10 protein-coding genes and 1 tRNA gene are annotated in these 13,385 nt (G+C 59.0%); 5 read left to right on the forward strand and 6 right to left on the reverse strand.

The window, feature by feature from the left end; all coding sequences use genetic code 11:
• Positions 1-3: 3 nt before the first annotated feature.
• Complete coding sequence (locus tag AC1DTQ_RS02190; protein WP_477847571.1) at positions 4-828, reverse strand: alpha/beta fold hydrolase; 825 nt, start codon at positions 826-828, stop codon at positions 4-6.
• A 59-nt stretch (positions 829-887) separates the two neighbouring features.
• On the opposite strand from AC1DTQ_RS02190, the gene AC1DTQ_RS02195 reads away from it, so the two are divergent.
• On the forward strand, positions 888-1,760 hold the full coding sequence (locus AC1DTQ_RS02195; protein ID WP_477847573.1) for an alpha/beta fold hydrolase: 873 nt from the start codon (positions 888-890) through the stop codon (positions 1,758-1,760).
• Positions 1,761-1,798: 38 nt separating this feature from the next.
• Here the strand turns inward: AC1DTQ_RS02195 and AC1DTQ_RS02200 are convergent, their stop codons facing one another.
• Entirely contained in the window at positions 1,799-2,560 is a 762-nt protein-coding gene (locus tag AC1DTQ_RS02200) for a 4'-phosphopantetheinyl transferase family protein (RefSeq protein WP_477847574.1), read from the reverse strand.
• A gap of 132 nt (positions 2,561-2,692) precedes the next feature.
• On the opposite strand from AC1DTQ_RS02200, the gene AC1DTQ_RS02205 reads away from it, so the two are divergent.
• From AC1DTQ_RS02205 to AC1DTQ_RS02220, 4 genes are all read left to right on the forward strand, one after another.
• Positions 2,693-2,779, forward strand: a tRNA-Leu gene (locus tag AC1DTQ_RS02205).
• Positions 2,780-3,603: 824 nt separating this feature from the next.
• Positions 3,604-8,283, forward strand: coding sequence for an RHS repeat domain-containing protein (locus tag AC1DTQ_RS02210; RefSeq protein WP_477847576.1), 4,680 nt, complete (start codon positions 3,604-3,606; stop codon positions 8,281-8,283).
• Positions 8,284-8,292: 9 nt separating this feature from the next.
• Complete coding sequence (locus AC1DTQ_RS02215) at positions 8,293-8,541, forward strand: hypothetical protein (RefSeq protein ID WP_477847577.1); 249 nt, start codon at positions 8,293-8,295, stop codon at positions 8,539-8,541.
• 179 nt (positions 8,542-8,720) lie between these two features.
• Positions 8,721-9,305: a DNA-3-methyladenine glycosylase gene (locus tag AC1DTQ_RS02220; protein WP_477847579.1), complete on the forward strand. Its 585-nt coding sequence runs from the start codon at positions 8,721-8,723 to the stop codon at positions 9,303-9,305.
• A 47-nt stretch (positions 9,306-9,352) separates the two neighbouring features.
• Here the strand turns inward: AC1DTQ_RS02220 and AC1DTQ_RS02225 are convergent, their stop codons facing one another.
• The 4 genes from AC1DTQ_RS02225 to AC1DTQ_RS02240 are packed head-to-tail and all read right to left on the reverse strand — an operon-like array spanning position 9,353 to position 13,374.
• Positions 9,353-10,612: a dicarboxylate/amino acid:cation symporter gene (locus AC1DTQ_RS02225; RefSeq protein WP_477847581.1), complete on the reverse strand. Its 1,260-nt coding sequence runs from the start codon at positions 10,610-10,612 to the stop codon at positions 9,353-9,355.
• Positions 10,609-11,427: a L,D-transpeptidase family protein gene (locus AC1DTQ_RS02230; RefSeq protein ID WP_477847582.1), complete on the reverse strand. Its 819-nt coding sequence runs from the start codon at positions 11,425-11,427 to the stop codon at positions 10,609-10,611. The genes AC1DTQ_RS02225 and AC1DTQ_RS02230 overlap by 4 nt, the downstream gene beginning before the upstream one ends.
• Complete coding sequence (locus AC1DTQ_RS02235) at positions 11,424-12,272, reverse strand: MurR/RpiR family transcriptional regulator (RefSeq protein ID WP_477847584.1); 849 nt, start codon at positions 12,270-12,272, stop codon at positions 11,424-11,426. The genes AC1DTQ_RS02230 and AC1DTQ_RS02235 overlap by 4 nt, the downstream gene beginning before the upstream one ends.
• Positions 12,273-12,279: 7 nt before the next feature.
• Positions 12,280-13,374 carry a dipeptide epimerase gene (locus tag AC1DTQ_RS02240; RefSeq protein ID WP_477847585.1) on the reverse strand — a complete coding sequence of 365 codons (1,095 nt, stop codon included), beginning with the start codon at positions 13,372-13,374 and terminating at the stop codon, positions 12,280-12,282.
• Positions 13,375-13,385: the final 11 nt, after the last annotated feature.

Consider the following 13,385-nt stretch of genomic DNA (forward strand, 5'->3'; position numbering starts at 1 on the left):
CAATCAGTCCGCCCCCCGGCTTTGTGGACTGCATTCCATGACCCCTGACACGATAGTTGCGATTTCCTTGGCCGGTACCAGCGCGCTGTTCAGCGCCGCATCCGAATTCCAGGAAGTCCCTCCTATAACGTCGATCCAGCGCAAGGCCGGACAAGCTTCCCACTGGGAGCGTAATCGCTGGATGTCCGCCGAGTCGCGGCAGCTGAGCACGGTCACATGGTTCGCGCGCGGCAGGGTGGCCGCGATATCGATGTCCGCTATCTGCGAGGCGAGCGCATGGCTGATCGGCATTCCCAGGGCTTCGGCGGGAAAGCGGCCGCCATCGCCTGGCGGAGGAGCCTGCCAGCGCTGGCCCAGTTCCTCGTTCATGTAGGCGCGATGCATTCCAGCCAGTTCCTGCAGGTAATGGTCCCCCCGCACTGCCGGGTCCCATAGCACCAAGTGCGCGATCCGCAGGTGCTCGCGCTGCGCGCACAAGGCGGCCAAGGTAGCGCCGAAGCGCAAACCGACCAGGACCACCCGAGGACTACCCGACTGGCGCCGCACTTCGCCTATGGCGGCCTCCAGGTCGTCCAACCACGCCTCGACTGTGCAGTCGGCCGCTTCGCCGGAGGAATCGCCGGTGCCGGAATAATCGAAGCGCAAGGTGGCGTACCCGGCATCCCGCAGTTTTCCTGCCAGTACCCGATAGGCGCGATGCACGCGGGCGGCTTCTTCGCCGAAGGGATTGCACAGCACCACCGAGGCGCTGCCGGCGTGCAGCCGCGGCGAGAAATGCAAGGTGCCAAGCAAGCTCCGGCCGTTCGCACCGAAGTAATCCACTTTCATCGAAAGCCCCCCGTGACTGCGAGTACGATACACGCAGATCCTGCGTAGGTTGATGGCCGATGTCGCTCGAGCAAGCGGTGGTGACGGAACGGGTAGTGTGGTTCGGCGACGAGGAGAACCTGGTCGCCATCGTTTCCGAGCCGTCGCCGACCCGGCCGGTGCCGGGCGTGCTGATCTTGAACGCTGGCGTGCTGCACCGGGTGGGACCGCATCGCTTGCACGTGCACCTCGCGCGCAGCCTGGCCGCCCGTGGGCATCGTGTCGCACGGCTGGACCTTTCGGGAATCGGCGACAGCCGCACGCTGCCGAGTCGCATGACCTTCCGCGAAAGCTCGGTAGCCGACATCAAGACAACGCTGGATAGTCTCGCGGCCGAAGGAGACTGCACAGACTTCATCCTGTTCGGCATCTGTTCGGGTGCGGACAACGCGCTGGCGGCGGCCCAGGTCGATTCCCGTATTCGCGGCTTGGTGCTGGTCGATCCTCCGGCTTACGCCACCCCGGGTTCCAAACTTCGGCATGCCCGAGGCCGTCTGGAAGGAGGGCGGGCATGGTTGCATTTGCCTATGCGTGTCGCGCTGGCGGTTTTGCGACGCGGCGTGAAGATTCTCAACAGGAAGCTTTTCAAAACACGCTCGTCGGTGCTGGCCGCCGAAGGTGGGCGGGAATTGCCGCCGATAGAGGAATACCGTCGGCAGTTGAACGACCTGGTTCAGCGCGATATCCGCATTCTTGCGCTCTACTCCGGCGTGCTGGGAGCACGGTATAACCAAGAAGATCAGTTGTTCGAAGCGTTCCCCGAATTGAAGGGCAAGGTGGATTGCGCCTATTTCCCGGAGGCCAACCACACCTTCACCGAACTCTCGGCGCAGGCCGCGCTGCAGGCGTGCGTGCTCAGCTGGTTCAGTAGGTGGGAAGCGGTTAGGCCGTAGTCGCTGCTTCGCTGCTGGCGCAATCAGGTCTGATCGAATCAAGCCTGCGCGACAAGCCTCAACTCGCCCTGAGTCCATTGGGCTCGCCACACCTCGACGATTGGCGGTTCGAGAGCGTCGTGGATGCAGAGCGCGGCGGCATGACCGGTGCCTGGGTCCAGCACATGGAAATGCCAATTCCCGGGATGCGGCTCCAGGGCGGGATCGGCATGAAGGGTGGGAGTGGCGCTTCGCTCTGATCCGGTGAAACCGATCAGGTGCGGCGAAACCTGCAGGCCGATGCCGCGCGCCTTCAGGTAGGACTCCTTCAAGGCCCAGAGTTGGAAGAAGGCTTTGCGGCGCTCTTGCTCCGGCAGGGACCAGAGTTCGGCTCGCTCGTCGGCTGTGCAGCAATGATCGACCAGCTCGGGCGCCAGCTTTTCCTTGAGCTCTTCTACGTCTAGACCGACGTTGTTAGTCGCGGAGACGGCGCACGCCACCATCCCGCGCGTGTTGGCCGCGCTGAAACGGAATGCTTGTGCCGGCGCCGGCGCCAGCACGACGGGCCGGGTGCCCGGTTCGCCGGAAAAGCGGATGTCGGCTATGGCCTCCGGCGCTATTCGCGCGCAGTGGGCCACGGCCAGGCGCTGCAGTAAACGGGAAGCGGCCGCGATGTCCTGGTCGCGCGGGAAGCGAAAGCGGGCGATGTGCGAACGGTCCTGTTCGTCCAGGAATGGCAAGGCATCGTGCACGGGCTGCGGACCCAGAAGGGCTTCAGGCGTGGCTAGGAACACCTGGATGCTGGGAACGGGTTCATGCATGGCCGCAGTGTATAGGACCAAGAAATCCCGACAATGTCCGATAAGTTCGACGAATACGCTCGCCATCACGGGCGTTTTTCGTCGGCGGCCCGTATCATTCTCTCTACCCGCCCACGGCGGGGCAGCTGTCCCGCCCGGGTGGCGAAATTGGTAGACGCATCAGACTTAAAATCTGCCGGGGGCAACCCCATGCCGGTTCGATTCCGGCTCCGGGCACCACAATCCAGCTAAGCGGAAAACCTCTAGGCTGCCTCGGCCCGTCGAGTAGGTATTGCCGGTGCTCAGCGTCAGCGATTCGGCGCCATTTCGCCAGGCCTCTCGTGTTCGATGAAATAGCTTCGTAGGGTGGGGTTTTGGCCCACCATTGCAATGCATCAGGTCGCGACGGCTTCGGAACGAAGAGCGGTGGGCTGAAGCGCACTCTACGGTCCTTGCAGATCTCTCATCTTTCTGTGATGACTGCCTCTAACTCTTGAGGCCGGGTTTTCGCCTATTGCATAAGAGTTGGTAACCATGTAAATCGCTAGAAGTGCGAACAGGGCTCAGGTCGGTTGGTGCAGTCAGCTTAGCTGCTACAGCATAGGGAGTGAGGGTGCGTTGCTGGGGAAAGTAGCACTCGGGCTCGCGGGCCGTTAGTCAAAAAGCTTACGTGGACGACCGCGGTCACCCACAGGACGAAGGGGATTGTTTTTATGGTGTTTAGCACCTTACGCCTTCTCGGCGCATTTCTAGTGCTTGTGGGTTTTGCACCCATCGCAACTAGCGCTCAAGAACTCAACGTATCTCCTGAGAAGGACGTACTTGAAAGGTTGTCCGATAAGCCGCAGAACATATTGGGCGCTGACGCAATCGGCGACCAGGTGAACTATCAGACCGGCGCCCTCTCATTTCGGCAGGTCGATATCGACATTCCAGGGCAGGGACCGAGTATCACGATTTCAAGAACGTACGATGTTGGTACGAGAACAGCCTGGAACTGGCGGCACGATTTGGAGTTTGCCGAATAGGATATGGAGATTCCTAACGTAAGCACCAACACGACTATGGGTAGCAACGACTGGAAAGTGGTTGGCTCTAACCCAACTGCACGTTGCACACAGTTTGGGCCGGCAGCAAGCGTGGGTAGCTACACAGCTCACTATTGGTGGAGGGGCGCCCATCTGGAGATTCCAGGCATCGGCCGCCAAGAGTTAATGCAGCGTGCGCCGGAGAACACCGTTGTACCTGCTGTGACAATTGGCGGAATTCCTCAAACGTTCAATATCGTAACCAAAAATCATTGGGCAGTTACCTGTCTACCCACTCTAAAAGATGGTGTCGCTGGGGAAGGTTTTCTTGCGGTGTCGCCACAAGGAACCAAATACTGGTTTGACAAGATGGTTTACTACTTCGAGGCTTATGACTTCAACGGGGAAGTAACATATTTGTATCCAGGATCCCGATGGAAAGCGTCGCTATTGGTTACTCGGATTGAAGATAGACATGGAAATTTCCTTACCTACAGCTATACCGGCAACAAACTAACAGGAATTTCTGCTAGTGATGGACGCGCATTGCAGATCGTCTGGACGGCTAATCGAGGTCGGCCAGGAAGTTCTACCGAGATCTACCACATAGACAAGATTGTTTCACTCCCAGGCTCTCCTCTGGAGAGAACCTGGCAGTATTCTTATCGCGACCGTGGCACTGCTCAGGGCACCAACACGCACCCAAGATGGGACCTAAGAACTTTAACGCTTCCCGATCAAAGTTCTTGGTTTTTTGACATAGGGGCGCTTCCAAATAGCTGTGTGGATAATCAATCTGGATGTTATTGGCACTATCCAAGCAGCATTAGTGGCTCTATCAGGACTCCCTCGGGACTTACTGGAACGTTCAAGTTGTCGAGCAGCGTGCCATTTAGGAAGGGCCAGTTCGCCGCTGCCCCGCCTTCCACAGCTTGGGCTAACGCCTCACTTCAACTACTTGAATTGGATCCAATAACGTTCCAATCGCCATTTCTTATTGAGAAAACTCTCTCGGGTCCAGGAGTACAGAAGACCTGGAGCTATGGCTACAGCAGTGCTGTTTTACAAGCAGGACAACTCGCATTTGGAAGGTTTGCTGTCAAGAACCCCGATGACACCTTGGACCTCATATTTGTAGACAGCGCATGGGGAAGCCCCACTGAGGGACAAGTCGTAAGGAAAGAGAAGTACAAGGGTCCAGTCACCGGCTACGTTGGAACGGGTCCAGCTTTGCGAGTAGATACGTTCGAATACGTTCCCATGCCTAACAAGATAGGCATCGTTCCACGGACCAACTCCAATAAGCTGGGCGAGGAATTCGCATGGCCACTAAAAAGTCGAACTACTACTGTCGATGGAGCGACCTTCAACTATAGAGTGAATGCCTTTGACGTCTTCGCGCGATCGCTTTCCACTGATAAATGGTCAACCGGCATGGTTGTCAACTCCACACGTACGGATACGACAGCGTACGACGACAACGTTGATAAATGGGTGCTGGGCCAGGTAGCCAAAATTACATGCGTAGCGCCGACTACTGCCTTGCCCGCCGGGTGTGGTCTTTCTGGAAGTGTCATTTTGGAAACCACCTACGGTGCTTCGGCGCAGCCCACAAGCATCAGCTCGTTCGGCAAGTTGCAGCAGTCCATTGCCTATAACGTCGATGGCACCGTAGCGACCGTTAAGGATGGCAACAACAATGTCACCACGCTGAGTAATTGGAAGCGAGGTATTCCTCAAACCATAAAGTACCCGATTACACCCGAATCACCCTCAGGGGCAACACGGTCGGCGACCGTGAATGATAACGGCTGGGTGACCTCAGTCGTCGATGAAAATGGTTACAAGACTTGCTATGAATATGATTTGATGGGAAGAGTATCGAAAGTAACTTACCCCTCCAACTTAAAGATATCTCCGGAAGTATGCAGCGACTACCCATGGATCCCTACAACAATTGCCTTTCAGCAGATAGCGTCTGAGGAGCACGGCTTGCCTGCGGGTCATTGGCGGCAGAGCCGCTACCAAGGCAATAAGCATGTCAACACCTATTACGATGCTATGTGGCGTCCTGTACTCGAAGAGCAACTGGATTACGCCAATATCCCTGGAACTTTGAGCCAGACGGTAAAGCGCTACGATGCGAGCGGCCGCTTGGCCTTCCAATCGTATCCGACCACCAATGTGGGTGATTTCAATTCCATCACCCAAGGCGCCCGTACTTTTTACGATGCACTGGATCGCGTGACGCGGACGGAGCAGGATTCTGAGCTCGGTGTATTGACTACCACTACCGAGTATTTGACCGGCTTCGCGACTCGCACCACCCCTCCAAAGGGACAGCCGGGCAATGCTGCTTGGCAGACAACGACTACCTACATGGCTTATGACATGCCGTCATACGCTATGCCTATGACGATTCGGGAGCCAGAAGGGAAAGACACATCTATTGGCCGCGACATTTTTGGAAAGCCGCTCGCGTTGAATAGGGGCGGCAATGGACTGCTGGCGATCCGCCGATACAAGTACGACGCCTATCAGCAGCTGTGCAAAGTGATTGATCCCGAGTCGGGCGCAACGATCATGGATTACGACGGGGCTGGCAATCTGGTTTGGTCTGCGAGGGGTCTTACTGGCTCCAGCTACGCCGACCCGACACTATGCAGCCGAAATGAAGGCGCGACTTCAGGTAGGGCAGCTGTATGGCAGTACGACAGCCGAAATCGTCCAACATACTTGTTCTTTCCAGATCATCGGGGGGATCAGTCTTGGACGTATACGCCCGATGGCCTCGTGGTGACCGCGGCCACAGACAATGAAGGATCAGCGCTTGGGCGCGTGAACAATGCCTACACCTACAACAAGCGTCGCATGCTAACGGGCGAGAGCGTTAATCAGCCTGGCTGGTACACCTGGGGCATCGGTTATGGCTATGACGCCAATGGCAGCCTCGCCAGCCTAACCTATCCTACAGGCCTGACCATCAACTACGCCCCGAACGCCTTGGGCCAAGCAACACGGGTCTACGATCCGACCACGCCCGTACAAAGCTACGCTGCCTCCATCAGTTATTACCCCAACGGCGCCCTCAAGCAGTTCACGTACGGCAATGGTTTGACCCATAACATGAGCCAGAATGGCCGGCAGTTGCCTCTCCGGGTCACTGATGGCGGCAACGCGCTGGATCATGAATATACCTACGATGCCAATGCCAATGTCACGGGTATCAATGACTACATCATCGGTGCACCCACCGCTCAGCACCGGTATATGACCTACGATGGCCTGGATCGTCTGACCGGGGCGGGCTCAGCGATGTTCGGCGGTAACGACCACTGGCATTTCCTCACCTACGACACGCTGGACAACCTGAAGTCGTGGAAGCAGGCTGGCCTGAAGGACTATGCCAATTACGTCTACGACCCCGCCAGCAACCAGCTGACCAATATCAAAAACACCGCCGGGGCCAGCATCGTGGGATTGAGCTACGACGTGCAGGGCAATCTGGCCAACAAGAACGGTCAGCTGTACAGCTTCGACTACGGCAATCGTCTGCGCACGGTGCCGAACAAAGAGGCGTATCTATACGATAGCTACGGGCGCAGGGTACAGACCACCAAGATCGACGGCAGCAAGACGTTGTGGCAATACAGCCAATCCGGGCAGATGCTGTTCTCCTGGAACGGACCCAGCAGCGAGAAGACCCACGAGAACATCTACCTGGGTGGTAGCCTGTTGGCTACCGTCGATCACGACTGGCCCAGCAACACGGTGATCGCGACCAAGTACCAGCACACCGATGCGTTGGGCAGCCCGGTGGCGGTGACCGATGCGGCAGGGACGGTGATCGATCGCACCAACTACGAGCCCTATGGCGCGGCGATCAACGAGCCGGCGTACGATGGCATCGGCTACACCGGCCACGTGATGGATGGCACCACGGGGCTGACTTATATGCAGCAGCGCTATTACGATCCTGGGATTGGGCGTTTCTTATCAGTAGACCCAGTCACGGCAGATGGAAATACAGGTGCGAACTTCAATCGCTATAAGTACGCCGCAAATAACCCTTATAGTTTCACCGATCCGGATGGGAGAATCGAGGTCCCATCAGTGCAAGAGTTGCTGAACCAAGCGCGGAGTTTCGTGGCCCGAGAGTTTGCAGCCGCAACAGTGAGGATGGGAGATGCTGGAGTTGAGGCTGGGCAAAAGCTATACACGGATGTGAAAACCTTCGTTGGTGAGCGTGATCTGGTGTTTACTGTTGGATACACCGGTATGGTGGGAGGGGGAACACCGGGGATGAGAAATCCTGCGCAACCAAGCGCCCATCTGGCGGGAAACATTAGCGTGTCATTTAATGCTTCACGGGGCCAGCTGGCAGCGCAAGCTAGCGGATCTTTTATGCCAGGCTTGGGAGGCGGTGCAATCGTAAGCCCAGAGGCTGGAGTAGGACTGAATAAAAAACCCCTTGAGACAGGGATATCGGACTCGTACTCAGCATTTGCGCAAGCTGAAGGCGTGGTTATCAATGGAGTGCCGATTAATTCCGGGTTGTCCGCGAATTGGTCCGAGGACGGAAGCCAATTGTCTTTCGGCGTTCGAGGTAGTAGGTCGGGCTCATACTTTGGTGCTGGTAGCGGCTGGACAAAAACCGCAACAGTGGCAAGCGACACATATTGGAACAATCCAGAGGCAGAAAACCATGGTGAATAGGCGTAGTCGATGATTACTAAGTTACCGAAATCCATGTGGCTGATGAATGCTGCAGTTTCAGCATCGCTTGTGATTGGTTTGGTGGGCCTAGTGTTGGATTGGGCCTTCAAGGTCGAATCCTTGATGATTGTGGCTATGGGCCTTGTATTCCTGTGCTGGCTGGCAGCGGTAGCGTCTTGGGTGTTCAATATGTATAGACAAGTGCACGGCGCGTACAAGGATATACAGCCAAGAGAACTCAAAGATCAGGTTTGGTAAATTCGAGTTTCACGCTCAGTCGAGCAGGTGCAGCGCCAGCGCTCTGGGCGGGGAGGCATCTGTCGTTGCCTGAAAGACGGGCCCTAACCGTAGAGGTGCTCGTACTTCTTCGATTCCGGCTCCGGGCACCAAACTATCCTCCAAGCCAAGTCCAGAAACGATCAGTTTGCGGCCTAGAATTGACCAAGACGCATCGCTCCGCATTACCCCGTACTTTCTACGCGCGCGACCCTAGGAAGGTCGCTCCCGAGCTTCTCGGGAAGATCGTCATGAATGCCGATGGGCGCAGCGGTCGGATAGTCGAGGTGGAGGCCTATGCCGGCGCCGAGGATCCTGCGGCCCATTCCTATCGCGGCCAGACCAAGCGAAATGCGACCATGTTTGGCCCGCCCGGGCATCTCTACGTCTACTTCAGCTACGGCGTTCACTGGTGTGCGAACGCCTCCTGCGGGAACGGTGCTGGAGTTCTTATCCGCGCCTTGGAGCCATTGAGCGGTCTTGAGCGAATGAGGCTATCCAGACCTAAAGCCAAACGAGATACGGAGTTGTGCAGTGGTCCGGGTAAATTGACTCAGGCACTGGGTATCAGTGGAGCCAACGACGGGGCGGACTTGGTCATGGGTGACCAAGGCTTCCGGATTCTGGATGACGGGAAGTTTCCTCTCGTCGATCCCGTGCAGTCGAAACGAATAGGAATTACGAAGGCGGCTCATGAGGCGTGGCGCTGGTACATCGCAGGAAATCAGAATGTATCGAAGCGCTAAGACTCGTCTCATTCAGACCGATATTGTGAAATCAAATGCAGGCGCAGTCAGCTTTCCGGAGCGGCGCTCGACTGCGGATCCTTACCGGATTTCCTGGCCACCACGCTGGTAGCAGCCAGATCAGCGGTGACATTGCCGACCGTGGCGAATACATCGGGAATGGTGTCGACGGCGAGCAACAGACCTAAGGGTGCGATCGGCAACCCCATCGCTTGCGTGACCGGCAAATTGGTCGCCATGTAGCTGACCTGGCCCGGTAAACCCACCGCACCGCAACTGATGATCACCGCCAGCGCTGCGCCAGTCGCCAGCTGCGCCGCCGACAAGTCGATGCCATAGGCCCACGCGATAAAGGCGGCGGCGCTTACGTACTGCACCGGGCTGTTGATCCGGAACAGCGAAACCGCCATCGGCAAGACCAGCGCAGTGACCTGCGGGGAATAACCCAGGCGCCGCTGCGCGATTTCAAGCATGGCGGGCAGTGACGCCAGCGAAGATTGAGTGCTGGCGGCTACGACCTGCGCCGGCAAAATCGCCGCAGCGAACTTGCGGATCCCTTCGCCGCCCCAGTACACCGCGACCGGCAGCATCATCACCGTGACCGCCAGATAGAGCACGCATTGCAGCAGGATGTAGACCCCCAGCGCGCTGACCATGCTCAGGCCGGACTGCGCGCATACCGCCAGCACCAGCGCGAACACGCCTACCGGCGCCGCCCACAACACCCACCTCACGATCACGATCATCGCGTCGGCGATGGCCTGGAAGAAATCCACCACCAGATCGCGGCGCGGTTTTTCGATCCGGGTCAGCGCGAAGCCGAAGAACAGCGCGAACACGACCAACGGCAACATCGCGCTTTGCGCGGCGGCGGCGATCGCGTTGCTGGGGATGATCACCGTCAGCGCATCGCTCCAGCTCGTGGACGCCGCAACGGCGGCCGCCGCCTCGGTCGGACCACTCAAGGCTTGCGCCAGGGCAGGGTCGCGCGGCACTAGCGACAGCAGTGCGGGCGCGGCAAGGGCAGTGAAGAAGGAACCGAAACTCAGCAGTATCACGAACACCAGCAAGGCCCGCCGCGCGGTGCGGCCGGACGATGCGGTATCGCTCGCCGTGGTCACTCCTATGATGACCAATGACAGCACCAGCGGCACCACCGTCATCTGCAACGCGTTCAACCACAGCTTGCCGATCGGCTGCACCACTGCCGCCACCTGCGTCGCCAGCGAAGTGTCCGACCAGGCCAGCGCCAATCCGATGACGGCGCCCAAAGCGAGCCCGAGCATGACGCGGGTAGTGGGCTTCATGGTCGGTCGTCCAGTGAGGGCAGATTCCATCCGGCGTGCAGGTCGCGGTATTGCTGCGCGGGCATCAGTACGAAGACAGGATGGCTGTCAGGCCGCAGCCACCCCTGCAAGCGATCCATGGTCGAGTCCGCCATCGCCGTGCATCCGGCGGTGGCGTCGCCCGGACGCTTCCACAGATGGGCGAAAATGCAGCTGCCCGCATTGGGTTTGGCTTGCGGGTTATGTTCGATCACGAATCCCAGCCGGTAACGTTGGTCGCCTGGCGTACGCAGATCCAGGCGCATCGGTTCGGTCGAACCGGCGACCGCCTCGGTGCCGACCGCTCGCGCGTCGACGATCCGGTTGTAGAGCGGCGAAGCGCTTACGTCCATGCAGTAGTGCGACGCCTGCATAGCGGCATAGGGCAGGGCGGTCTGGCCTTTTTCCGCGTAGCCAAAAGCCTCGCCGATGCCGAATACACCCGCGGGGCTGCGGCCGTCGCCCTCCTGCTTGACCGGGCCTGGAAGCCCATCGGGATGCAGTCCTATGCCCCAGGCCGAGCCCTTGCGGCCGATCGTGACCGGTTGCTGCACGCCTACTTCGCGCCAGACGCCATTCGAACGTTCGTAGGTATGCAGCGTGCCGTGGTCGGCATTCCAGTCCGGAGTGACCACGACCACTGCCTGTTCGGCGTCTTTCCACCCCAGGTCGGGCGGTGGCAGTGTGCGATGCGCGCACGCGGCTATCGCCAGCGCGCCGATCGCGATGAGCCATGCGCAGGAGCGCTTACCGGTGCGGCCGTACGTCGCGTTCGAGGAAACTTCGGCTGTCTTCATGGTTTGAGCATCGGTTGGATGCGCTCGAGGTTGGCCTGCAGTATTCCATAGCGCTTTTTGCTGCCTTCGCAGAGCATGACGTAGATGCCGTCCAGCAGGTGCTGCAGCGCGGAGTGGTACAGCAGAGGCTCGATGTGCGGACGTTCGTCGTGCGCCGACACCAATAATGCAAGGTCGGCGTGGGCGCGCAGGGCGTTGGAGGTATGGCGCGTCACCGTGATGACCTTGCCTTTGGCCTTGCGGAACTGCTGGCAGATCTGCGAAAGCGCGGTCTGCTTGCCGTCTTCGCAGAACACCAGCAGCGTGTCGCCGGCGTTGGCCGCCGATACGCTCGCGATCATGTGGGCGGTGTCGAAGTTGTGCACGGTGAGGATTCCCAGCAGCGAAAGCCTCCATGCGAACGCCCGCGCGTGGATATCGTCCTCGCCCAAACCGATGATGAAAACCTTACCCGCATTGCCAAGCGCGTCGGCGACCGCACGCACCGCCTCAGGCGGATTGATCAGGCGGGTTTCTTCTTCTGCTTCGGATTTGCTACGCCACAATTGGCTGCCGCTGGCGCCGTTGGCGTCCTGGATCGCCGCCGCCGCGACCACCGCATCGTCGCCGCTTTCCGCACGCGCGATCGCTTCGCCGATCGAGTACTTGAGATCGGGATAGCCCTTGAAACCAAGCTTCTGGCTGAACTTGACCACGCTGGACTGGCTGATGCGCAGCGCAGTGGCCAGCTGTTGGGAGGAATAGTCGCGGAGCAACTGCGCGTTCTCCAGGATGAAGTCGGCGATGCGGCGCTCGATCGCCGACATCTGATCGCGCTCGGAGCGGATTTTCACCAGTGGCGACATGTCGGATTTACTCGATGAGTTCAAGGCCGCGGATCTCGCGGATGCCCAGGCCGGGGGCGTCGGTGATGGTGATTTCGGACTCGTTGAAGATCACGCCACCCTCCACCGGATTGAACAGGCAAAGCGAGGGGCCGTCCAGATCGACCTTGGTGATGATGTCGGCCTTGGCCACGGCCACGTGCACAGCGGCGGCGACGCTGATGCTGGTCTCCAGCATGCAACCGATCATGCATTCGATACCGTGCATGGCGGCGATGTCGGCGATGCGGATGGCGTTGGAGATGCCGCCGGTCTTCATCAGCTTGATGTTGATGATGTCCGCCGCGCGCATGCGGATCAATTCCACCACTTCCATGGGACCGAACACGCTTTCGTCGGCCATGATCGGCGTGTGCACGCGCTCGGTCACGTAGCGCATGCCTTCCAGGTCGTGCGCCTTGACCGGCTGTTCGACCAGCTCCAGCCTCACCCCCGCGTCCTCCAGCGTCTGTAGCGCGTACACCGCCTGTTTCGCGGTCCAGCCCTGGTTCGCGTCCAACCGCAGCAGGGCGCGGTCTTCCACCGCCGCGTAGATCGCCTTGACCCGCTCGATGTCCACCCCGATGTCCTTGCCGACCTTGATCTTCAGCGACTCAAAGCCCCGATCCACTGCGGCGATGGAATCGGCCACCATCTTGTCGATGTAGTCGACGCTGATGGTGATGTCGGTGGTGATGACCGGGTCGCCGCCGCCCAGCAGCTTGTAGAGCGGGGCGCCGTAGAGTTGACCGAACAGGTCGTAGATCGCGATCTCGACCGCCGCCTTGGCGCTGGAGTTCTTCTCCATCGCGTTCTGGATCAGTTGGGTTATACGGTTGAGGTTGGCGATCTCCTCGCCGATCAGACGCGGCGAAATATAGTGGCGAATGGCGTCGACGATGGAACCGTGGGTGTCGCCGGTGATCACCGCGGTGGCCGGGGCTTCGCCGTAACCGATATGGCCGCTGTCGGTATGCACCATGATCACGATGTCCTCCACGCGGTCCACCGTGCGCAAGGCGGTCTTGAACGGCGTCTTCAGGGGAACCCGCAGCATGCCGAATTTGATGTCAGTTATTTTCATGGTCGGTTCTT

This window comes from Pseudoxanthomonas sp. P4_B2 (genome assembly GCF_056402315.1).